Raw genomic sequence first — 22656 nt, forward strand, 5'->3', positions numbered from 1 at the left:
CATATGAGAGATACCCTTACGATTAGCCAATTATCACAATTAATGAACGTTTCCGTTCATCAGCTGCGTTATTTTGAAGAAAAGGGCGTGCTATACCCGGCATTTACGGAAGACAATCAATACCGGATGTATGGGATCGATGAGATTTATCAGCTATCCCATGTTTTGCTGCTGCGCAAACTGAATATTCCGGTTAGTCAGATCGAGCAATGTCTCACTTCATACTCCGGCAGTCAGTACAAGCAGGTTTTTGAACAGTCGCTGACCAAAGTTCAGGAAGAAATCCACAGATTGGTTAAGCTGGAACAATTCATTCATAAGGTATTGAGTGAACAGGCGGAAATGGAGGGACGTGATCAGGAAGTTGTGATGGTTTCTTTGGGTCCCCGGTATTTGAGACACTGGCTGTCTCTTGATGAGCATCAAGTGCTTACTGCCGGAACATTGTATGAACACCGACCCGCTCCTTCGGATTTGTATGAACAGGATCTGCATTACTTAACAGGTGGCGGAGTGATCAGTATATGTTATGAGACCATGGAACCTGCCGATTACGTGCTTGAAGAAGGTGACTATCTGCTGAAGAACTTTTCTGTGCATCGAGAGGAAGAGATCGAACAAGAGGTTTTGCAGCTGGAACAATATATACAAGAACATGGGTATACACGCCAAGGTCAAATTGTGGTGATTGAAAAGTCCTATTTGTCCATGTTCAGCAATGAGCAGCTGCATTATCAAATCCAAGCCAAAGTGGGCTTATCGGAAAGGGAGACTGAAAACTATGCATCCACCCCAGTTTCAGATTGAGCCTTTTCATGAGGATGATCATGAGCAGGTGTGCGAGCTGCTGGTTGACTCTTTCCGGGGCAAATTTCAAGCCCTTGTTCATTTGAGCGATCGAGAGATGACTGAATTATTAATGAAGCTTTGGACCTTTGACTGCAGAGATGCATCTGTTAAACAATTTGTTGCCCGAAAAGACGGGAAGATCGCCGGTGTGCTCTGTTTAAAATGGAAGCCTTCAGAACCCCGGAATAATCCGCAGAGTCAGGTGAATTTAGTCCAGTTGATCAGACAATATGGCCCCGCAAAGGTTCTGAAGCTGGTGACAGGACTGGGTGCGCTGAGCTATGCTCCGCATGAAACCGAATGCTACATTGAACATCTTGCTGTCAGTTCCAGGGAGCGGAATCAGGGGGCCGGACAACAGCTGTTGAATTATGCCAAGAATATGGCTGTACAATCCCGGTGCAAAGTGCTTTCACTGCATGTTTCATGCAGCAATTCCCAAGCGATCCAGCTTTATCGCAAGCTGTCATTCGGCATCAGGAGGACCCGTTACAATGTGCTCAGGCATCTAATCTTCCGGGAACCAGCCTGGCATTTAATGACCTGGGAATCGAGTGTAATAACATGCAGGGAGTGAACATCACGTGAAGAAAGCGATGAAAATGACATTATGGATCATGGGCAGCCTGATCGCTGCCGCTGTTCTGTTTATACTCTATCAGAATGACTATGAAATGACTGAAAAGAGCGTGCGGATTGAAACGCCGCAAGGCATCTTAACGGGAACTTTGGTGCTGCCGGAGGAGTACTCCGGAAAGGTCGGGCTTGTTGTTTTTGTCCATGGGGACGGCCCGGTTAATGCCGATCATGAAGAAGGATACAGGCCTTTATGGGAGGTGCTGGCAACTAACGGATATGCTTCCTTGTCTCTGAACAAGCCTGGAATCGGGGGTGCTCCGGGCAATTGGCTGGAACAGAGTATGGAGGACCGGGCACAGGAGATTCAATATGCAATAGAATGGGCACAAACGTTGTCAATGATTGATGCCGATAACATCGGTTTATGGGGGGCCAGTCAAGCCGGATGGGTCATACCCAAGGTAGTGAGAGAAAACCGCCATATTGCTTTCAGCATTCTCGTCTCACCGGCTATAAACTGGATCACTCAAGGTCAATTCAATACTAAGGAGGAAATGAAGCAGGCCGGCATAAGCGCTCAGGAAATCATTCAAAAAGAAAAATACAATCAGCAAGTGTTGAACCTGCTTAAGGCAGGGGCTTCTTACAAGGAGTATTTGAGCATAGCCGATCCTGAACATCTCATCACGGAAGAGAGATGGACCTTTATCAGCAAAAACGTCCAGTCTGACGCTACCGCAGAATTAACCTATTTTAATTCACCGGTACTGCTTGTTCTGGGAGGCAAGGATATCAACGTGGATGTGGAAGAAACAGAGCAAGTTTACCGGAAAGAGATTTCAGCCGGACTGCTGACAGTAGTCAAAATCCCGGAAGCCGACCACTCCATGATGAATAAACCGCTTGCGGATTCACAGCTGCTGACCGTGATGACGGCTCTTTTTGCACCCGGGAAATTGACCAATACCGAGTATTTAAACTCGATCTCCGGGTTTGTCACTCAGCAGAAAGCAGACAGATAGCCTACACCGGGGGCTGGATTTATTGGTTATAACCAAACAATCCCTTGTAAAATATGGATGGGGGTCTGAAAATGAATGTTATGTAATCATTGCAGTTGACAGCAGATCTGGAGGATTAACCTATGATTGTTTTGAACAAAGAAGAATATAGTAAGGTAAGGCATCTTGTGGAAAGTCAGAACGAGTTGTCCGTATTTTCGGTGCTGAACGGAGAAATGCCGGGCGAGGTAAAAGTGAATTCAGCGGAACATCCGGATGCTGTACTTATTGCGACGAGTGAGACTATTTTGCTTGCCGGCAATGCAGGCGACACCGATTTTAATAAAGAAATTACTGAAGAGCTGGATTTTTGGGATAACGTAACCCCCGATTCGGGCGAGTGGCGAGACAAGATCCCAGCCATTCACCCCAATAGATTCATTAGAGAGTATACAAGGTATAAATACAGTCTCAGCAGCAGGGAGTTCATACAACCGGAGTTGTTGCTTCCTGAAGGTTATGTCATGGAGCCCGTTAACCTGAAAGACCTGAAGCAGCAAAATTACGGCAATGCAGACCGGATCTTGGAGTGGGCCCAAGCCTGGGGAAGTGAAGAACGGTTTGAGGAAGGTGGCTGCGGCTGCTACATCCGTAAGGAGAATCAAATTGTTAGCTGGTCCTTAAGTGACTGCTCCGCAGGAAACGCCATCGCAGTGGGAATTCATACAGATGCGCCGTTTCGAAAACTGGGATTGGCCAAGAAAGTTGTTGCCGGGGTCGTCCAGCTTTGTTTTGACAAAGGGTATAGCAGGGTTGAATGGTTGTGCGTCTCATCCAATGCCGGCTCCCGGGCCATTGCGGAGGGACTTGGATTTAAGAAGGAGAACGAATACGCCTCCTTTTCCTCCTACCCGCCAATTGAGAACCAGAGAGACTTAACTGAAGAGGGCTGGTATGATTGGGGGACTTATCTGGAGAGGGCGTCCAAGGAGGAGCCTAAGCTGGCTATGGATTGTTTGTATTGTTATATCAAAGCTAATGAAGTTGAAAAGACAATGACCTTCATTCGGGAACTCTCTGAGAGTGGAATGGAAATTACCTCACAGCGGTTGGCCGACGATATTTCCTGGTTTCAAAAAGAGGGATTATGTTCAGCGTTCAACAGTCCGCAGTGGGCCGAGTTTACCGCGGGAATGCTGCTGAAAAAGTAATTATAACTGCATAGGTAAACCCAAAGAAGCCGGGTTGAACACGGCTTCTTTGGGTTGTTCTTTTACTTGATTAGGACGCCGAGCCTATAGCCTGCTTGCTGATTTGTTTGCGGTATAGATGCAGCAAAGTATTGGAGAGGACAAAGGCGGCGGTAACCAGCCACAGCGGAATCCGCGGGTCCAGCTTGTAAGCCCATCCGCCGATAATGCCCGCAGGCGAGGTGAAGAGAAGAATCAGCACGGACAGCATGGAAAAGACCTTGGCGCGTTTATCATCGTCGATGGCATTCTGGACAGCGGTTTCCAGATAAGGCGAGCTGATCATTAGCCCCACTGCCGACAGGATGGTACTAAGGCCGATCCAGAGCAGGCTGGATGACGGGTAAAGCACAAGCATGACGCTTGATAAAGCGGACAACGCGAACCCCGCCATCATGGAGCGGTTCGCCCCCTGCTCCGGAATTTTAGGCATAATCAGCCAGAGCGTCAGCAGCATAATGACGGAGGACACAGCCGGAAAGAGCGACAGAATGCCGTTGTCCAGCCGCAAATAGTCTGCCAGATAAAGAGACAGATATGTCGTCTTCAATGTGGCCTGGAAGTTGAACAGGATGTACACGGCGAAGATTAGCAACAGATTACTGTCAGCCCACAGCTCGCGGAAAGCGCCGCTATACTCGATCAGGCTCTGCTTTAGCCCAAGCTCGCGCGTCTCCTGTCTTTTTTGGAGCCCGGCTGCGGTTTCGCGGGTGGTCAGATGCCGGCCGACAAACTGGAACGTCATCAGGACAAAAGCGAGAACGTACATAATCCTTACGCCTTGCACCATTCCGTACTGGGCGACGAGCAGACCGCCGAGCGGTGCGAACAGACCGCCGATGACACTGATGATCTGCAGCAGTGTGAACACGTAGGTACGGTCGGCTGGCCGGGTATCTTCAACAATCAGGCAGTAGAAAGCAACATGCGGCACACGCTGAAAACCGTTGATGAAGGCAGCGGCCACAAAAAACCACAGGTTCTGTGAGAACGCCCACAACAGCGTTGCCAAGCTCCAGCTAAGCAGGTCAAAATATAAAATCGCCCGCTTGCGGCCCAGCCGGTCAGTTAAATAGCCGCTGATAAAAGAAGACAAAACTTGAACGATAAGTCCAATTGTTGTGATCCAGCCGATATTCATCTCCGTAACGCCAAGCTCGTACATATACAAGGTTGCGTAGGTAGAGAACATGCTGAACGGGATCAGGAAAAAAGGCTCAAATGCGAGACAGCCCCGGCTGTTCCCCTGCAGACGGGCGAATAACGGTCGTGCCATGATGGTTCCTCCGGATTGTTATAATTATTGGATTCAAGCTTTAATCGTATATGAATTTGCGGAAAAATAAAAGAAGGAAGTATATGTATTATCCGATCCTATTTCCTGAAAAATGTTTACATTTCATGTGATGTATATATACTTGTAATTAAAGTTATTAAATTACCCGGAATTATCCGGCAGGGGAGGATCATCATGAGCAGCAACATTAGAGTAGGTATTGTAGGATACGGCAATCTGGGAAGAGGGGTACAGCAGGCGATTCAACAAAATCCGGATATGGAGCTGGTCGCCATCTTTACACGCCGGGATCCCGGCCCGTTGGCGGAGGAAACAGGTGTCCTGACAGAACGCCTTTCCGATGTTGAACAGTACATAGGCCGAATTGATGTAATGATTTTATGCGGAGGATCGGCGACGGATCTGCCGGATCAGACGCCGCAGCTGGTGAAGCTGTTTAATACGGTGGATAGCTTTGATACCCATGCTAAGATTCCGGATTTCTATGAAAAGGTAAACGCCGCTGCACAAGAGGGCGGAAAAGTCGGTGTGATTTCCACTGGTTGGGACCCTGGACTCTTCTCCATGAACCGCCTGTTAATGCAGGCCGTGCTGCCGGAAGGACAGGATTATACCTTCTGGGGTACCGGAGTCAGCCAGGGGCATTCCGATGCGATCCGCCGTGTGCCGGGCGTCAAGGCAGGAGTCCAGTACACTGTACCGGTGCAGGCAGTAATTGAACGTATTCGCTCCGGTGAGACGCCACAGCTGTCCACCCGCGAGAAGCACCGCCGCGACTGCTTCGTCGTAGCGCAAGAGGGGGCAGATCAGGAAGCCGTACGGCGTACCATTACAGATATGCCCGATTATTTTGCCGACTATGACACGACGGTGACGTTTATTACAGAAGAAGAGCTTGCCGCAGAACATTCCGGCATGCCGCATGGCGGATTTGTTATCCGCAGCGCAGTCACGGGCAACGGCAGCAAACAAATTGCTGAATTCGGTCTGAAGCTCGACAGCAATCCCGAGTTTACGGCCAGCGTACTTATTGCTTATGCCAGAGCCGCCTACCGGCTGAGCAATGAAGGGGCTGTTGGGGCGAAGACGGTATTCGATATTCCGCTGGGCTATCTTTCCCCGAAAGCTGCGGAAGTCCTGCGCCGCGAATTGCTGTAACTGCAGCACAGACAGATCAGGCGCGATGCACTCATAGACAAGCTGAAAGTATCATCACAAAAAGACGTGCCGGGTTGCGGCACGTCTTTTTGTTAGCTGTTTTTAAGTATGTTCTTTAAGCAGTAGTCAGGCAGCCTGTCAGTCTTAGACGACCCCTTGGGCCAGCATAGTGTCGGCTACCTTCAGGAAGCCAGCGATGTTGGCACCGGCCACTAAGTTGCCGGGCACTTCGTATTCATCTGCTGCCCGGACAGCGCTGCGGTAGATGTTCTTCATAATCTGCCGCAGCCGTTCATCCACCTCTTCAAAGGCCCAGGACAGCCGCATTCCGTTCTGGCTCATTTCCAGACCTGATACGGCTACACCGCCGGCATTGGCTGCCTTGGCCGGTGCGAACAGGATTCCATGCTCCAGAAAGTAATCAATGGCCGGCAGTGTAGAGGGCATATTGGCGCCTTCTCCGACAGCCTTCACCCCACCTGCTACAAGCGTCCGCGCTGCCTCTTCATCCAGCTCGTTCTGAGTGGCGCAAGGCAAGGCAATCTGGCAAGGGATGGTCCAGATGGCTGTGCTGCCTTCCGTATATACCGCATGGGGATGCTCTTTGACATATTCGCTGATCCGCAGCCGGTCTTGCTCTTTTAATCGCTTGACAGTATCGACATTGATGCCTTTCGGATCATAGATGTACCCGGCGGAATCGCTGCAGGCGACAACGAGTGCACTAAGCTGCTGTGCTTTTTCCATGGCATAAATCGAAACGTTGCCTGAACCGGAAACGACGACGGATTGCCCATGGAAGTCCAGTCCTTGCGCAGCCAGCATTTCCTGCACGAAATAAACGAGACCGTAGCCTGTAGCTTCTTTTCTCGCCAGGCTTCCGCCGTATAACAAACCTTTGCCGGTAAGCACACCTGCTTCATGGCCCCCGCGGATCCGTTTATATTGCCCGAACATATAGCCGATCTCACGCGCGCCTACACCAATATCACCGGCGGGGATATCCGTATCCGGGCCGATATGGCGGTACAGCTCAGTCATGAAGCTCTGGGCAAAGGCCATGATTTCCCGGTCTGACTTGCCCTTGGGATCAAAATCGGCACCGCCTTTGCCTCCTCCGATCGGAAGGCCGGTCAGAGCATTTTTGAATATCTGTTCGAAGCCCAGAAATTTGACAATGCCCGAATAGACGGATGGATGGAAACGAATGCCGCCTTTATAAGGTCCGATAGCACTGTTGAACTGGATCCGGTAGCCGCGGTTGACGCGGATCTGACCGGAGTCATCGCACCAGGGAACACGGAAGGAAATGCTGCGTTCCGGCTCAACCAGCCGTTCCAGAATCGCATGCTCCATGTAATGGGGGTGGCGGGCCAGCACGGGCACTAGGCTATCCAGAATTTCTTTGACAGCCTGATGGAACTCGCGTTCCTGTGGATCGCGGCGTTTGACCTCTTCATAGATACGCCGTACATAACTTTCGGCCGAAGCTGAGGCTTCCGGTGTAAGGGTAGACACTTGATGAACACTCCTTGTCTGTATAGTGGATATGGTTAAACCCATCATTTACTAAGAATTTAAAAGAATTTTACTAAAACCTGACATCCTTTTGCCAATCAATTCTTTTTTGATGGCCTATCAATAATTTCTATGAAACTAACAAAAGGTGTTATATTTATGCAATGGATAGCTTTTATTCTGCGCCGGCCGCAGAATAAATATACGTGTGATCCGGCAGGGAGAAGACGATTACAGCGGGGGGAATGCGGGTAAAAGTGTAGTGATTATGCACTGCGATCCACCTATGCCGTAGAGCCAAAGGGCCAAGTGTAATTCTATTGAAGGCTGTTTGAGAGAAAAAGAAGCTTACTCCTGAAATTGAAGCCTTTCTCAAAACAGCATTAAAGCCTCTTAGCGCTTCAACTCTTTAAAGGGCTTATCCGATACTTTCGACGATATTTCCTTCACTGTCTTTGATATGGGTAGGTACGATACTCACAATGAGTTCCGGCCAAGCTGGAACCGCGAAAGTTCCGGCTAACGGGGTAAGCAGCTGGGCAATTGCTGTCGCCGCAGCAGGATCAAGCTTAATTGTGACTGAATCCTCCTGTTCCTGTACTTCTCTGGCCTCACCCGGCTCGAAGACGATCCGGGTCTCCGGGCCGGATAAGGTCAAGTTACGCTTTTTCAAGATTCTTCCCCGCAGCAATTTACCAACAACCTCAGCCTGCTTTGCGCCGATGGTCAATGTCTTGGAGATGCCCCCGGCAGGTGAAGGATTCCAGGACAACTGATCAACATAGAGAATTCCGGTATTTGAACCCTCCGCCTCACTGCCAATCCGAACGGCTTCAGAAACCGCAGGGAGGCTCAGCAGCGAAACTCTCAGCAGATTAGTTGTGTAGAGCGGTATATGCTCAGAGATTGCCGAAAGAACGCCAAGCGTATTCCAGACCTGCATAGCCAGCAGCTCTTCTTGCGTAATACCGATCATTTGCAGAAACTCCACCCGCCCGTTAGGGGTCTCGATCTCCGGTAGCTGAGGATCGGCAATGAAGGAGAGGGCAGTCAGAAGCGTATCTGCTCCCTGACAAATAGGTCCATTCGCGTCCATGTAATCACCGGACCGGAAGATATTGCCGCTGCCAAACACATATCTCCCCATATTCTGAAGGAGATTCAATGCCCAGGCCGGGGGCTCATCTTCGTTGTCTGGTTTGGACAGCCGGAAGGTCAATTCAAAACCATAACCGCTGTATTCAGGATCACTGCTCTCTTTATCGTAAAGCTCTGAGAAGCCGTAGGTAACAAAATGCCAATGGGCTACAGGCTCTTTCACTTCATACACACTGATGCCATTCAGAGGATCAGGGCCTCCCAGCATATACGGAATTATAGTTCCATAGTGTTTGGGCTCTTGGTCTCCATAGATGTTCTGTAAAGCCGCGTCTATAGCGTCCCATCCCGAGGCGTTTTCTACTTCACTCATTTTCTGCAAACCTCCTTGCTTAATGTGGAAACAACTGTTTTTGCAACAACAGCCTTAATTCGTCTATGCTTGCTACACTATCTCTTGGGATGTCAATTCTTTCGAAATAATCCTTCAAGATGAAACCACAGAAAAGATGAATAGAAAGGCCTTTAATTAGTGCATCCAGGAACAATTCCCGGTCTTCCTCACCGATATATTCCGCCACCAGCTCTTGATCGCATAAGAACAATTCAAATATGATTGCAGGCAGCTCGTAATAGGCTGGAGCCATGATGCAGTCTGCAAAGTCGATTAGCGTAACGGAGCGATCAGTACCAATGATCAGATTATCCCTCGTGATATCACCGTGTACCAAAACCACTTCATCATAATCCAAGTTCTCAGCGCATCTTGCCAGCTCTTTGATGAGATTCGGATTCAACCCATCCATGCGGTTCATTCGGTTGTCTTGATTTCTGAGGTCAATACGGGGCAGCAAGTTTTGCGCCGGCTGATGGAGTTTTACAGAGATCTGTTTGATGTGATCTGCAAAATCTTTCTTCTCGGATGAAGAAGCTAATAAAAGTTCCTGAATGGAAGATGCGGCAGGTACATAATCCATAATAAGATAACGAAACAAATACTTGTCCATAAACTCACCGTGCCCAATGATCTTGGGGGTGGAAATATTATGATTCATAGCAAATTCCATTACTGCCAGTTCAGTAGCGTAGTCTTGTTGCGTATCCATATTAGTTTGTATGGGGGCGTAGATTTTAATGATTAGCTCATTGGCTTGGAAGACTGCGTTGGTGCCTGGAGGAAGATTCTCTAAGGATTCTGCCAAAGGTAAACCTTCTTTACGGAAGATCGCATTGGCTAAAGGGAAAAAGGCCTCCCTCGATTGGAAAACGCTGCTCCAGGAATCCCACCCGTTCAAAGTATGTTCAAATAACAATAAATTCTCCTCCGAACCTTCAGATTTTAGTTGGCATAGAAGACTATACTCATTAGGATACACATTTTGTATCTATTTTCCAAAGGAATATTTCACTGTTAGCGGATTATTGCCTATTTCTCCAAAACTACACTTTGATACATTATACGGATATACAACAAATTGTGGCAGAATCAGGTCTGGAGGGTAATCAATAAGGAACCTGGATTTGGTTCAGGAAGATATTCTCTTGAAGAGAGGCGTGATCCGAAGCATGAAGGCAGTTGTGATTGAACAATTTGGCGGACCTGAAGTATTGGTGGGCAAAGAAATTCCCAAGCCGGTGATTGAACCCAATCAGGTATTGATTCGGCTGAGGGCAACATCTGTAAATCCGGTGGATTTTAAAATTCGGCAAGGTGCTATGGGCTCTGCCACTGGTGATTTTCCATTAGTGTTAGGCGGAGATGCCGCCGGTGTGGTCGTTGAGGTAGGCGAGAATGTGAGCCGGTTTAAGGCGGATGAACGTGTCTTTGCACGTCCGCGTGATTTCGGCACTTATGCCGAGTATATCGCGGTAGATGCGGATATGGTGAGTAAGATGCCCAAAGCATTCAACTTTGAAGAAGCTGCAGCCGTGCCGCTGGCAGCGATGACAGCGTGGCAGGCGCTCGTTGACCACGGAAAGATTAAAGAAGGCGATAAGGTTCTAATTCACGCCGGTTCGGGCGGGGTCGGCACGTTTGCCATCCAGTTGGCCAAACATTTCGGAGCAGAAGTGGCCTCAACAGCCAGTTCCAGGAACAAGGAACTGCTGGAATCGCTCGGTGCCGATCGTTTTATTGATTATAAAGAAGAAGATTTTTCGAAGGTCCTCTCAGACTATGACCTCGTGCTGGACACGATGGGCGGGGATATCCAGCGTAAAAGCTTTGAGATCTTAAAACCCGGCGGCAGGCTGGTCTCTCTTGTTGAGAAACCTGATGAGCAGCTGCAGGAGAAATACCAAGTCACCGGCGTTCAATTCATGATGGAGCCCAGCGGCAGTCAGCTGGAGAAGCTTGCAGAGCTTGCCGATCAAGGCAAACTGCGGGTGGTAATTGACAGTACCTTCTGGCTGAACGAAGAAGGAATCAGGCAGGCGCATGAAAAAAGTGAAACGCATCATGCAGCTGGTAAAATTGTCCTTCGTGCCGAGCAGTAGGGGGAAGGCTGCGGTATTGCCTAGCGGTGCGTTCAGCTATGGCAACCGCGGGCTGTGAACCTCCGAAAGTACGTAGTACAAGCCGGAGGCAGTCTAAATAACGAAGCAAGAGCCCGCGTCTGTCGCCGGCTCTTGCTTCGTTATGTGTAAAGGCAGTGCAGCAATAGGCTGCTGATCAGCCGCAGATAGATTAGGAGGGACGGACAACAAGTTCATTAATAGCGGTATCGGCCGGTTGTTCGATGGCAAAAAGGATTGTCCGTGCGATAGCCTCGGCCGGAAGTGCCTGCTTCCGGTATTCCTTCATCAGCTCTTTCGCATACTCCTCCGAAATGCTGTTGGCCAGCTCGGATTCAGTAACTCCCGGCGAAATTAACGTTGCCCGGATTCCGCTCACGTTTTCCAGACGCAGTCCTTCCGTGATGGCCCGGACCGCAAATTTGGTGGCGCAATATACGGCCGCCGTGGGCGAAACCTCATAAGCGCCGATCGAGGCGATGTTGATGAACTGGCCGTTGCCTTGCTCCTTCATAATAGGCAGGGCGGCGGCAATTCCATGGAGTACACCGCGTATGTTCACGTCAATCATCTGGTTCCACTCCTCCAGCTTGAGACTCTCCAGAAGAGAAAGAGGCATGACGCCTGCATTGTTCACGACCACGTCAAGCCGTCCGAATTGCCGGCAGGTGAAGTCAACTACAGCCTGCATATCCACCAGCTTGGTGACATCCGCCTGACGGAAGTACACGGTGCAGCCTTCTGCTTCCAGTTCGGCAGCGATTGCTTCCAGCCGTTCGGTCCGCCGCGCTGCCATAACAACATGGGCACCGCTTCGGGCTAGCAAGCGGGCGGTAGCTTCACCTATACCACTGCTTGCACCTGTAATAACTACGGTTTTTCCTGAGATATTCTTGTTCATTTCCGCTACACTCCTCATAGGGTTACTGGTGACTCTGCTTATCATTATGCGGGGAAGCAGAGTGCTGGAGGTATAGCGTTTGTCGCGGATTATTGCCTAATTCTCCAAGCTGGATTACAGTAAAGAGAGAGGAGGGGGCAAAGATGAACCAGACACAACCGGAAGAAGAGCTGTCCTTAGAAAGGCAGAAGGAACTGGCTTCCTTGATTGAACGGCATACAAGAACCGATGGAAAGCATCTGAGCGCAATACCTTCGCTGCATTTATTCCGCGCTTCCTGCGAGCAGGAACCGCAGTTCGCGATCTATGAGCCGGCTCTTTGTATGATTGCCCAGGGAAGCAAATTGGTAATGCTGGCCAAGGAGGGCTACCGTTATGACCCGAGGTCGTATTTGCTGGCATCCGTACATCTCCCTATCAAAGGTCAAATCCTGGAGGCGACGGCAATTCGGCCGTACCTGGGCCTGCAGTTAAATTTTCAACCGGATCAGATTGTCGATATGCTGCAGATGCCGCGTTCTGGCGGGGAAACCGGGAACCATTCCAGCCGGGGGCTGGCGGTGGGTTCCGTCAGCTCCTCTCTGCTGGACGCCGTCATTCGGCTGATCCGGTTGCTGGATAACCCAGAGGACATTGAAGGTCTGGCACCATTGATGATCCGGGAGATTTTGTATCGGGTCATGCAGGGGGAACAGGGAGCGTCTATCAAGTCTTTTGTTGTCAGCGGCAGCCATGCCCAGCGTATTGCAGCCGTTATAGACCGGATTAACCGTGACTACAGGCAGCGGCTTCAAGTACATGATTTGGCCAAAATGGTCAACATGAGTGTATCTTCGCTCCACTATTATTTTAAAGAAGTTACTGCGATGAGTCCCCTGCAGTATCTGAAGCAGGTCCGGCTGCAGGAAGCCCGGCGACTCCTGTTGTCAGAGACCACAGAAGCCGCAGAGGCAGCATTTCAGGTGGGATACGAAAGCCCGTCGCAATTCAGCCGGGAATATGCCCGCCTCTTCGGGCAGCCGCCCATCAGGGATGTCAATCAGTTGCGGCATAGGTTGTCAAGAAGCTGACGCCGCAATCCCTCTATTTGACAATGATTTTGCTTTGCCCGGCCAGCAGCCGGAGTTCACGCGGAAGCCGGTCGCGTTCATGTTCGGGGATGTCCAGCTGAACGCCGTAATAATGATTATCTGCTTCCTCACGGCCCCAGCGCAGCGTGCCCTCCAACTGCAATGGTTCTTCATACAGCACGAGATTTAAGCTGACCCGGATTTGATTGCTGTCTACTCTAAGGGCAAGCGGCATCTTAAGACCACAACCTGAACGGCTGATGTCATACATGAGTGCCTGTACGGGTTTGGCGGGAGCGGGTACTCCATTTATGCTTACAATAAACAAGTTGAAGGAGACCGGCTCTTTAAAGGTGTATCGGAAAGGTTCTTTTCTGTGATTGATCTTCATCGGTACCTCCATAATTTTCCTGGCAATATCAGCATATATCTATCATCGTCAGGAAACGTCCTGTGATGAAGAGTAACACTTCAGTTCCATTGCTAGATAGGGGTTCCTAAGACAAAACCACAAATTTAAAGAAATTAGTGTTGACGTCTGCTCACTTGCCGTGTAACATATGAACAGTCGAAACACAGAAAACTACATACTGTTCTCGTATAACCTCGCAGCCATTTGCTATATACAGGGCGAGGGTTTCTACAGGAAGCCTATTCTTCCTAACTACGATGACAAGGATCAAATGTTATGATCCTTGTCCCCGGAGTTAGGATTTTTTGTGTGCAGCGGCCGATTCAGAAGATTCAGGAGGATTAATAAACATGAAAGATTTGAAATACCTCATATCCGTCTTAGTGGGGGCCATGAGCTATGGTATCCTATCAACAATTGTTGTGCTGGCTTACGGAAAAGGATATCAGCTCGGGGAAGTGGTCGGTACACAGTTATTGACCGGCTGCATACTCGCTTGGCTGCTGGCTATCTATACAAAAGTCAAAGAAAACCGCAAACAAAAGAGCCGTGGCATTCCAGCCGCAGCAACGCAGCGTGTGTCAACAGCACTGACCTGGAAGCATAGACTGCTGCTCATGCTCGCCGGAGCTCCGACGGTGTTGACTGGTCTGCTGTATTATCAGTCGCTCCGTTATATTCCGGCATCGCTGGCGATCATCCTGTTGTTCCAGTTCACATGGATCAGCGTACTGATTCAAGCTGTAAGCAAACGCCAGCGTCCCGATAAAATTACACTGCTGACTTTGCTGCTGCTGTTCGGAGGAACATTGCTGGCCGCGGGGATTTTGGATCAAGGTGCCGCCCATTTCAATATCTTGGGGCTCACTTTAGGCCTGCTGTCTGCGGTAAGCTATTCGATGTTCATTATATTCAGCGGCAAAGCCGTTCCTGCCGCACACCCGGCCTACCGGAGTGCCTGGATGATTACCGGCGGATTTGTATTATTATGCATTTTATTCCCGCCAACCTTCATCTTCAACGGTTTGCTGTGGGGACAATTGCTACTGTATGGTTTCCTGCTGGGATTGTTCGGCGCTTTTATACCGCCTGTGCTGTTTGCAATTGGTGTTCCCCATATTGGAGGCGGAATGGCAGGGATTCTTGGTGCCGCGGAGCTGCCGGTTGCAGTTCTGCTGTCCTCATTTGTACTGCATGAGCATGTAAGCTGGCTGCAGTGGACTGGCGTTATTATAGTGCTGATCGGAGTTGTGCTTCCTGAACTGTATAAGCTGCGCTGGAAAAATACACGCGTAATAACGTCATAATCTTATTGTTCCTTTGTCAAAGGCCGATATCCACTCAGGATGAGTTGGACAACCGGCCTTCTTTGATATTGTTACTCTTTTGCGAATATCATCTGTGCCACGCGCACAATTGTACGATCTCGGTTACAATAAAATAAACGGACAAGGAGATGAATTCAAGATGAACAAAAAAACGCTGGCGGCTGCTGGAGTAGTTGCTATCGCGCTGGGGGCATACCTATTTGCGGGAAACACCGAAAAACAAAAACCTGAACATGACATAGCACCAAATATTAAACAAATGGTACATGATTTCAGTACAGGCAACACAACGGCCCAATCGGCTTCCATCACTTCCGGGCAGCTTATCGTGACTGGTGACGATTCAAAAGAAATCACCTACAATCTGCCTGAGGATGAGTTTTTTCTGTCCATTGCGCCTTACATAGATAAAACACACCCTTGCGCAATCCATAGCCTGACTGGCTGTCAGGGCGAAATGACGGATGAAGAGTTCAGTGTAGCGATTGAGGATTCAGAGGGGAACTCCGTAATGGACAAAACCACAATGAAATCACAAGACAATGGATTTATTGATCTGTGGCTGCCGCGGGACAAAACATACCATATAACAGTAGAGCATGACGGGAAAACCGCGGAATCCGCCATCTCTACTTTTGAGAACGACGACACCTGTATTGCAACCATGCAATTAAAAGACAAACAGAGCTTGTAAGCCCCCTTGAGAAGGAAGCTGTTTAGCTCTAGTAATGATCGGGGGGACTATCCGGCACAACTGGAAGGCCCCCACCGTTACACCACCTTATGTCCTGCTATTGAGGATTATTTTGGTGTGTGCAGTAAAATTGTCCGTCTCGCTCTATTTCCTTCAACACTGCATATTCATGGCCCCAGTCACACATTGTATTTAACACGGGCACAAAAGATTGGCCCAACTCCGTTAGACTATATTCTACTTTTGGTGGAACCTCCTGAAAAATCTCTCTTTTTACAAGTCCGTCTTTTTCCAGCTGACGCAATTGATCGGTTAATACTTTTTGTGTGATCCCCGGAATGTACTCATAAAACTCCTTGGTTCTAACCGGATTTCGGCTCAAAAAGAAAAGAATTAAACACTTCCACTTTCCGCCCACAATATTCATAAATATATTTATCCCTGAATTATATTGGACCAAATCCCGTTCCTCCCCAATAGGCACTTAAAAGTGGGTAAACCACAATTTTGTGCGTTATTTTCCTGTGTAATCTTTACTACTATAATTTGAAAAGCAAGATAAATAAAGGTGGGAGTGGATAACATGAGTGTGAAAAATATTTTAGAACACCGGAATTCAGTCCGGCATTATGATCCGGATTATAAAATCAGCCCGGAACTGCTGGCTTCATTCATTGAAAGTGCAAGCAAATCACCCAATGGAAATAATGTACAGGCTGTGCGGTACCTGATCATTGATGATCCTCAAATCCAAAAGTCACTATTGCCTATCGCATACAATCAACAACAAGTGGCAGACGCATCCGCTGTATTGGTGATGCTTGGTGATTATAAAGCGTTCCAGGACGATAACATTATTCAGATTCACGAGGAAGGGTTTCAAGCTGGTTATTTCGATGAATCTTTAAGAGACTACCTGGCAAATGCGGCCATCGGATATTATGCCAGTAAATCAGAAGAGGACCTCCGGATGGAATTAACCAGAGATGTAAGTCTTGCGGCTATGTCATTTGTGTTGCTGGCGAATGAAGCCGGACTGGACACGATTACAATGTCAGGTTATGATTCCAGGCAGCTAAAGGCAACTTTGAATATTTCTGAAAGATATCTGGATGTAATGCTTATTGCTATCGGTAAAGGGATTAAAGCAGGGCATCGGACGGTGAGACATGAGGTATCTAAAGTAATTTATAGAAATATACTGACTTAACTCAGACCGAATGGATAGTTGCAGATACTCTAAAATCAATTATGATTATGGTGAGAGCTCCCGCTAAAAGCGATGGAAAGGAAGTCATTAAGGAATTGTAATGAAAGGCAGTGAGGCTAAAATGGGGAGTTTGTATTTTGCCGACAGAGTAACTAAGAGGAATCCATATTCGGAAGATGGATTGTACGATGAAAGCTGGGTAGAGCTGTCTATTGATGAATGCGCCGAATACGAAATGTTCACGGGCAAAACAGAGATCTTCGGCTTCAAGCTGAGCAAGCACTGCAATGGATGGCAATTTCGGGCCATGGACTATATTGCTTATCATCATCTGTACCGGCGGAAGGTGATTATTACCGCATTGCCTAAGGATTACGAGGAAGCAAAGGCTGTGTATACAGGTCATAGCCCATTTGACAGATTCCTGCGTCCTTATGAACCTAAGGTTCTGGTCCACAGCACAACACCAGGCGCTTACCCGGCGATCTGCCGGGAAGGGGTCTTGAAATCCTGGCAGAAGGTGCAGGCGGCTAACGTTGTGAGGGAAACGGCTCCGATTGGCCTGACCCTTGGAGATCCCGCTGATTTTCAGGAGTTTGTAATGCTGGGCAGCGGAGTTACGCCGGAAATTGTTGTGAGTTCAAAGCAAAAGGGCTTCGTCTGTATGGATAGCCACTGCGAGTATACACCAGGGGGCAGATTTTATTTTGACGTAGAGCAGTTGGCAGCGGACGGGCTTTTGGTGAGGGATGGCTGTCACTACAAGGTGAAGGATGAACTGCCTATAAGTCACGCATTTTTCTGCGGGACGCTGCAAAATGTGGAGATGCGGGGGCAAGCGATCACCCCCGATTCTTTCGCGCAGGCTGCGGATCAGGCATTTAAGCGGCACATTGGATCAGTTGGAGTATAATCCTATTAATTTCTGTGTCTGTAAGCAATCTTCGTTATTTACAATAGCAAAATAGGGCAATTGCCAGCTTTGTGTTGCTATAGCTTGTTTGCTGGTAGGGGTATCCCAACTAGGGTAGACTCTAATGGCCATTTTTCCATTTGCCTTAGTTGTTGTAAGTATATTATGTTTCACAAGAACATCTTTTGGAAAAACGAATTGTCCAAAGCGATTATTAGGTGCATCAAAAGTATTAATAACCAATAAGTCTGTGGCCTTTTCATATGAAAAGGCTTGGTTTTTATGATGATCATCTTTTTCCCATATGGCGACAAATTGTCCTGTTTTGGTTGGTGTTATTTTGGCAACTCTGAATCTGACCGATTTAGAATTCAGCTGGAATACACCAGCCCCATAATCTGAATTTTGGGGTTCTTCCCGGACGGATGCTATCGTTAATTGATTAGGTTCATACAAAATTTCTTTTACATAGGATAGTGCCTCATAAAATCTATTCATTGTACAACTCCTCATTTTAATGCTTCACAGAATCCCCCACAAATACTAATCCCAGTCCATAAAAAATGTGGATTCCAACTGTCCATGTTCACACTCCGGGCAACTCAAATGAACAGGCACTAAGTGTTCCAAGGGTGTAAGCCTCATGGTATCCTTGCATCTTTTACAAGTATAGATCGTTTCAAACTGAGATGTGTCCGAGCGCATGTTCATAAATAATTCATTTCGGACGTCATTACAGGATGGACAGACATATAAAGCATCATAAGCGTCGAAGGTCGTGGCAGGATCTTTTTGAAAATGTTCAATCTGTTGTTTGAGCGCAAGGTCTTTTACAAATGAGGCAATGGACTCCAAGCTAAAATAATAGAAACCGATTCCTATATAAATATCTTCAGTGTATGTACAGTGATCACAGGTTAGTTTGTAGCCTTGTCCCATTTTACGCACCTCTTGTAATTTAATGCGGATGTTCAAATGCCTAGTATAAGTGATTGTAGCACAGTTTTTGGCCAGGAGGATGGACGGATTGATTATACTGTGATGTTCAACACAATGCAGCGCTCATCCAGTCGTGGACAGACAAATGTACATTGACAAAAGCGACAGTAGTGTCATAAAATTAAAAAAACGACAATAGTGTCACATTTTGAGCGGAAGTTCTTTTAGCGAGTGGAGGAATGAGGATGGCCAAAAAATCAGTGGAAAAGAGACAATTGATTCTGAGTAAAGCACTAGAGTTATTCGTTCGTAAAGGATTTCATGCTGTGACGATGAGCGATATTGTAGAGGAGTGCCAGATTAGCCGCGGTGGTTTGTACCGTTATTACAGCTCTACAGATGATATCTTCCGCGAACTGTTGCGTGCAAATGCCATACATACAGAGGAAATCTTTGAATCTATGATGGGTGCAGGCAAGCCCTATCGTGAAATCATGGAGCTGTTTTTGTCCGGGCAAAGAGCGGAGCTACGCCAGATTACTAACAGCATGATGACTGCAGCCTATGAGTTTTTTCTCTCACACAAAAGCAATTCAGACAGGGAGTTCTTGCAGCAGCAGTACATACAATCAGCGGCTTTTCTCAGCAGGCTGATCCAGTACGGCAATGAACGGAAAGAGACGGAGGTAGCTTCCCCGGATACAGTTGCCAATCAGCTGCTGATATTTTTAGAGGGCCTGAGGGTGCTGGGTTTATCCGTTGATCTTACAGATGAATTTCTGGAGGAGCAGTTCAAGTGGTTTCAAAATAATCTGTTCGGAGGCCATCCCCCTTATGAAAACAATCCTTACAGTTAACGAGGTAACGAAGCAGTACAGGAACAATGAACTCATTCTCAAAGAGGTTTCACTGGAAATAAAGGAAGGAAGCTTTACGGTTATCATTGGGCCAAGCGGGTCAGGCAAATCCACCTTGCTCAACATCATGTCCGGATTACAAAAGCCGAGCAGCGGAAGTGTATTCTTCGGAGACAAAGACATTACACAATTCAGCGAACATAAGCTTGCTGATTTTCGCAGACAAGATATCGGTCAGATTTTCCAGCAATATTTACTGCTCTCCCATCTCACGGCAGAAGAGAACATCAGAATTGGTGCTCCTGCATCGGGTGGAGCGTATTCCGTGCAAGAATTGGCGGAGATGCTGGATATCTCTGGTGTTTTGGACCAATATCCAGGCGAACTGTCGGGAGGACAGCAACAGCGGGTAGCTATTGCCAGAGCTTTGATCAAGAAGCCGCGTATGCTATTTTGCGATGAGGCAACCGGGGCTCTGGATGAAACAAACAGCAGGAAGGTTATTTCTTTGCTGCATCAGATTTGTGTTAAATATGGTGTAACTGTACTTTTCATCACCCACAATTACGAAATCGCGAGAACCGCAGATCGTGTGATTACGATTAAGGACGGATCGATGATTAAGGATATTCACCAGAAGAATCCTATTCCTGTGGAACAAATGAGCTGGGTATAGCGCATGTAGACTGAAGGGGAATGGGGCGGAATTGGATTGCACTATTTAAAAAAACAAATAGTTAGCCTGTTGAAGCAAAACCGTGCTTATGGAGCAGTGCTGCTGTTGATTGTTTTGTTAACCTCTTTTATGTATTTTTTCGTGCAATTTTCAGTTGACCGGAATGTAACGAAGATGGAGTACTACTTGAGAAATCAAAACCAGGAAGATGTCAGATTCCAGTTCACCGGCACAGCAGACAAGAACAAGGTATTGAAGGGGTTCGAGAATCAACTGATTACCGAAGAACGCAGCATTAAGAAAATGAAGAGTGAGAACAAGACCTATTTTCTGCTTAGCGAACCTCAGCGGCTGAATATGCCCTATATCGTGAAGGGCAGGCTGCCGGAGCAAGCAGATGAAATTGCGGTCTTGCCGCAATTTCTGCAACAGAATAACCTGCAAGTTGGCGATTCATGGAGAATCGGAGAAATAAGCTTTACGATTACTGGTTCAATGTATTTGCCGGATTACTTATCGTTTATACCCTTTGGTGAGGTTCAGCAGAATTATTCCGATGCTACGTTCGTTCTTGTCTTACCGGAAGTCTATGACAGACTAGAGGGGCAGGAGAGTCAATATTATGCCGGAGCCTTGCGAGAGGGCGTTGATCACCTATCAAAGAAAAGCCTGCTGGCAGAACCAGCTTTTTCTTATTTAGCATCGGCTTCTGAGATAGACAGCGATACAGAACTGCAAAAGGCACTGGAATCAAATAATGGACTGGCGCAGTCTTTTTTGATTGTGCTCGGTTTAATATCTTTGTTCATCTTTTATATGTTTTTTAAACGATTCATGTCGCTGCACAAGCAAGATTTGGGCTGTTTAAAAGCACTTGGCTTTACCGGGAGGCAAATAACTTTTGTCCTGATAAGGTTCACCTTCGGAATTGCAGGCATAGGTTGCCTCTTGGGGATGGGGTTAGGGTATCTTGGATCCAACGTGCTCATGGGCATGCTGGAAAGCACTTATTCCTTCCCGTTTTTTGAACGGGGGATTCATTTCGGGTCAGCCGTTAAAGGCATCTTATTTCCAGCCGGGGGAGCAGTTCTTATAACGTGTTATGCAGCGGTTCCGTTTTTGAAGCAAGAAACCCATGCTTTGTTAAACATTTCAGCGCAGCCGCGGCCGGTCAAGGGTGTCTTGCGGGCTGCCAACCGGGTAGTTAATCTATTGCCGGAGAAGTGGCGGTTGCCGTTCCGTGTTGCACTGCGAAAATGGAATGCCTTAATCCTTAGTGCTTGTGCGATTCTGCTGACTACCTTGTTGTTCTTGCTAAGTTATTCCTTATATCAATCCAGCGGTACAGCCATGAATGCCCAAATGGCTGGCATTGATTATACCTATGACATTACCTATCCGGAATTTCAGAATGATGATGCGAATGCCAGATCCTCCCGGATGTATTATCTCCAGCAACAAGTGCAACTAAAGCAAGAGAAAGGCAGTATCATCTCAGCGCAAATGCTGGGACTCGATAGCGGGGGGACGCTGTTCACGCTGCTCGATGCCAATAATAACGGCCTCAGGATGGATAACCTGAAAGGAGTCATTGTCAGCCGCTCATTCAGTTGGTTATATGGCATCAAGAAGGGGGATACTCTCAACCTTATACTGGATCGGCAAAATGTGGAGCTTGTCGTTCAGTCGATCAGTCAAAACGGGGATACGGATACGATATATACTTCCAAAGATAACCTCGCTGGTTGGATGAAGGTGGAGCGTTCACTGCATTCGGGCGAGTTAAGTAATGAAATGAATTCTTCCGCCAACGTTAAAGTGGTAACTGCTGAGGATAAAAAAGCAGCGCTGGAAAGCAGCGCTGTCTCAAGTCGTTCAAGTGCTGTCATTAATCAAATGATTGGTATTGTAATTGGCGTTTTACTGATATACCTGATTCTCCTGCTTAATTTTCAGGACAGTACCCGGGATATGAAAATACTCCGGCTGCTCGGTTACAAATCAGCCGAAATCAGCCGTTTGCTGATTGACGTGTACAGACCGCTGCTGGTATTGCTCTATGTTATTACTCTTCCGTTTGCGGTGTTTATTACAGAACGGATTTTGCGGATTCTATCTCTTCAGACTGGTGATTATATGCCGTTTAACCTGAATATATGGATGCTGATTCTTCCGTTGGTGCTTATTATGCTGCAATATATGCTGGTTATGCCGATATTCAAGGGTAAGCTGCGCAGAGGAAATAGAGACAACAACAGTATTGATACGAATACATGTTGAAATTTTGGTGCTGCGGATCAAAGAGATAAATAAACACAAACAGCGCGCGCCGATGGAATATCGGTGCGCGCTGCCTGCTTAGCATGATTCTGTTATCGAGTTAACAGGGGAT

Annotated in this window: 22 protein-coding genes and 1 riboswitch; of the genes, 14 read left to right on the forward strand and 8 right to left on the reverse strand. The window is 47.7% G+C overall.

What is annotated here, in order from left to right:
* The first annotated feature begins 3 nt into the window (after window positions 1–3).
* The 4 genes from H70357_RS15245 (at window position 4) to H70357_RS15260 (ending at window position 3640) form a co-directional block, all read left to right on the forward strand.
* Window positions 4–807: a MerR family transcriptional regulator gene (locus H70357_RS15245; protein WP_038591006.1), complete on the forward strand. Its 804-nt coding sequence runs from the start codon at window positions 4–6 to the stop codon at window positions 805–807.
* Window positions 782–1426 carry a GNAT family N-acetyltransferase gene (locus tag H70357_RS15250; protein WP_038591009.1) on the forward strand — a complete coding sequence of 215 codons (645 nt, stop codon included), beginning with the start codon at window positions 782–784 and terminating at the stop codon, window positions 1424–1426. Before H70357_RS15245 ends, H70357_RS15250 begins: the two co-directional genes overlap by 26 nt.
* 7 nt (window positions 1427–1433) lie before the next feature.
* A complete protein-coding gene (locus H70357_RS15255) occupies window positions 1434–2450 on the forward strand; it encodes an alpha/beta hydrolase family protein (RefSeq protein ID WP_038591012.1) in 1017 nt (338 codons plus the stop codon).
* 122 nt (window positions 2451–2572) lie between these two features.
* Complete coding sequence (locus H70357_RS15260) at window positions 2573–3640, forward strand: GNAT family N-acetyltransferase (protein ID WP_038591015.1); 1068 nt, start codon at window positions 2573–2575, stop codon at window positions 3638–3640.
* Window positions 3641–3710: 70 nt separating this feature from the next.
* Here H70357_RS15260 and H70357_RS15265 read toward each other — a convergent pair whose 3' ends face one another.
* A complete protein-coding gene (locus tag H70357_RS15265; protein WP_038591018.1) occupies window positions 3711–4955 on the reverse strand; it encodes an MFS transporter in 1245 nt (414 codons plus the stop codon).
* Between the two features lie 195 nt (window positions 4956–5150).
* Between H70357_RS15265 and H70357_RS15270 the strand changes: the two genes are divergently transcribed.
* A complete protein-coding gene (locus tag H70357_RS15270) occupies window positions 5151–6134 on the forward strand; it encodes a diaminopimelate dehydrogenase (RefSeq protein ID WP_038591021.1) in 984 nt (327 codons plus the stop codon).
* A gap of 144 nt (window positions 6135–6278) precedes the next feature.
* Here the strand turns inward: H70357_RS15270 and gdhA are convergent, their stop codons facing one another.
* From gdhA to H70357_RS15285, 3 genes are all read right to left on the reverse strand, one after another.
* The gene (gene gdhA / locus H70357_RS15275) at window positions 6279–7652 is read right to left on the reverse strand and encodes an NADP-specific glutamate dehydrogenase (protein WP_038591024.1); all 1374 of its coding nucleotides are present in this window, start codon (window positions 7650–7652) and stop codon (window positions 6279–6281) included.
* Window positions 7653–8070: 418 nt separating this feature from the next.
* Window positions 8071–9123: a suppressor of fused domain protein gene (locus tag H70357_RS15280; RefSeq protein WP_038591026.1), complete on the reverse strand. Its 1053-nt coding sequence runs from the start codon at window positions 9121–9123 to the stop codon at window positions 8071–8073.
* A 19-nt stretch (window positions 9124–9142) separates the two neighbouring features.
* The gene (locus tag H70357_RS15285; RefSeq protein WP_038591029.1) at window positions 9143–10063 is read right to left on the reverse strand and encodes a phosphotransferase; all 921 of its coding nucleotides are present in this window, start codon (window positions 10061–10063) and stop codon (window positions 9143–9145) included.
* A 229-nt stretch (window positions 10064–10292) separates the two neighbouring features.
* On the opposite strand from H70357_RS15285, the gene H70357_RS15290 reads away from it, so the two are divergent.
* Complete coding sequence (locus H70357_RS15290) at window positions 10293–11246, forward strand: NADP-dependent oxidoreductase (protein WP_331281765.1); 954 nt, start codon at window positions 10293–10295, stop codon at window positions 11244–11246.
* 190 nt (window positions 11247–11436) lie between these two features.
* On the opposite strand, the gene H70357_RS15295 is transcribed toward H70357_RS15290, so the two are convergent.
* The gene (locus tag H70357_RS15295; protein WP_038591033.1) at window positions 11437–12165 is read right to left on the reverse strand and encodes an SDR family oxidoreductase; all 729 of its coding nucleotides are present in this window, start codon (window positions 12163–12165) and stop codon (window positions 11437–11439) included.
* 143 nt (window positions 12166–12308) lie between these two features.
* On the opposite strand from H70357_RS15295, the gene H70357_RS15300 reads away from it, so the two are divergent.
* Window positions 12309–13235 carry an AraC family transcriptional regulator gene (locus H70357_RS15300; RefSeq protein ID WP_038591036.1) on the forward strand — a complete coding sequence of 309 codons (927 nt, stop codon included), beginning with the start codon at window positions 12309–12311 and terminating at the stop codon, window positions 13233–13235.
* Between the two features lie 13 nt (window positions 13236–13248).
* Here H70357_RS15300 and H70357_RS15305 read toward each other — a convergent pair whose 3' ends face one another.
* Window positions 13249–13626: a PilZ domain-containing protein gene (locus H70357_RS15305; protein ID WP_038591039.1), complete on the reverse strand. Its 378-nt coding sequence runs from the start codon at window positions 13624–13626 to the stop codon at window positions 13249–13251.
* A 185-nt stretch (window positions 13627–13811) separates the two neighbouring features.
* Window positions 13812–13922, forward strand: a riboswitch (purine riboswitch).
* Between the two features lie 75 nt (window positions 13923–13997).
* On the opposite strand from H70357_RS15305, the gene H70357_RS15310 reads away from it, so the two are divergent.
* Together H70357_RS15310 and H70357_RS15315 are read left to right on the forward strand one after the other, a co-directional pair.
* A complete protein-coding gene (locus H70357_RS15310) occupies window positions 13998–14954 on the forward strand; it encodes an EamA family transporter (protein ID WP_052092047.1) in 957 nt (318 codons plus the stop codon).
* Between the two features lie 160 nt (window positions 14955–15114).
* Window positions 15115–15669 (forward strand): CueP family metal-binding protein, encoded by a 555-nt coding sequence (locus H70357_RS15315; protein WP_038591042.1) that lies wholly within the window; start codon window positions 15115–15117, stop codon window positions 15667–15669.
* 97 nt (window positions 15670–15766) lie between these two features.
* Here H70357_RS15315 and H70357_RS15320 read toward each other — a convergent pair whose 3' ends face one another.
* The gene (locus H70357_RS15320; RefSeq protein WP_038591044.1) at window positions 15767–16129 is read right to left on the reverse strand and encodes a winged helix-turn-helix transcriptional regulator; all 363 of its coding nucleotides are present in this window, start codon (window positions 16127–16129) and stop codon (window positions 15767–15769) included.
* 123 nt (window positions 16130–16252) lie between these two features.
* On the opposite strand from H70357_RS15320, the gene H70357_RS15325 reads away from it, so the two are divergent.
* Window positions 16253–16879 carry a nitroreductase family protein gene (locus H70357_RS15325; RefSeq protein ID WP_038591047.1) on the forward strand — a complete coding sequence of 209 codons (627 nt, stop codon included), beginning with the start codon at window positions 16253–16255 and terminating at the stop codon, window positions 16877–16879.
* Between the two features lie 100 nt (window positions 16880–16979).
* Window positions 16980–17792, forward strand: coding sequence for a hypothetical protein (locus H70357_RS15330; protein ID WP_038591050.1), 813 nt, complete (start codon window positions 16980–16982; stop codon window positions 17790–17792).
* On the opposite strand, the gene H70357_RS15335 is transcribed toward H70357_RS15330, so the two are convergent.
* Complete coding sequence (locus H70357_RS15335; RefSeq protein WP_038591053.1) at window positions 17778–18290, reverse strand: MepB family protein; 513 nt, start codon at window positions 18288–18290, stop codon at window positions 17778–17780. The genes H70357_RS15330 and H70357_RS15335 overlap by 15 nt on opposite strands.
* A 686-nt stretch (window positions 18291–18976) precedes the next feature.
* On the opposite strand from H70357_RS15335, the gene H70357_RS15345 reads away from it, so the two are divergent.
* The 3 genes from H70357_RS15345 (at window position 18977) to H70357_RS15355 (ending at window position 22544) form a co-directional block, all read left to right on the forward strand.
* Complete coding sequence (locus tag H70357_RS15345) at window positions 18977–19588, forward strand: TetR/AcrR family transcriptional regulator (RefSeq protein WP_052092048.1); 612 nt, start codon at window positions 18977–18979, stop codon at window positions 19586–19588.
* The gene (locus H70357_RS15350) at window positions 19566–20264 is read left to right on the forward strand and encodes an ABC transporter ATP-binding protein (protein WP_038591058.1); all 699 of its coding nucleotides are present in this window, start codon (window positions 19566–19568) and stop codon (window positions 20262–20264) included. The genes H70357_RS15345 and H70357_RS15350 overlap by 23 nt, the downstream gene beginning before the upstream one ends.
* A 186-nt stretch (window positions 20265–20450) precedes the next feature.
* Window positions 20451–22544: an FtsX-like permease family protein gene (locus H70357_RS15355; RefSeq protein ID WP_197073693.1), complete on the forward strand. Its 2094-nt coding sequence runs from the start codon at window positions 20451–20453 to the stop codon at window positions 22542–22544.
* Window positions 22545–22656 lie beyond the last annotated feature (112 nt).

It is taken from the genome of Paenibacillus sp. FSL H7-0357 (genome assembly GCF_000758525.1).
In the GTDB taxonomy this organism is placed as follows: Bacteria; Bacillota; Bacilli; order Paenibacillales; family Paenibacillaceae; genus Paenibacillus_AQ.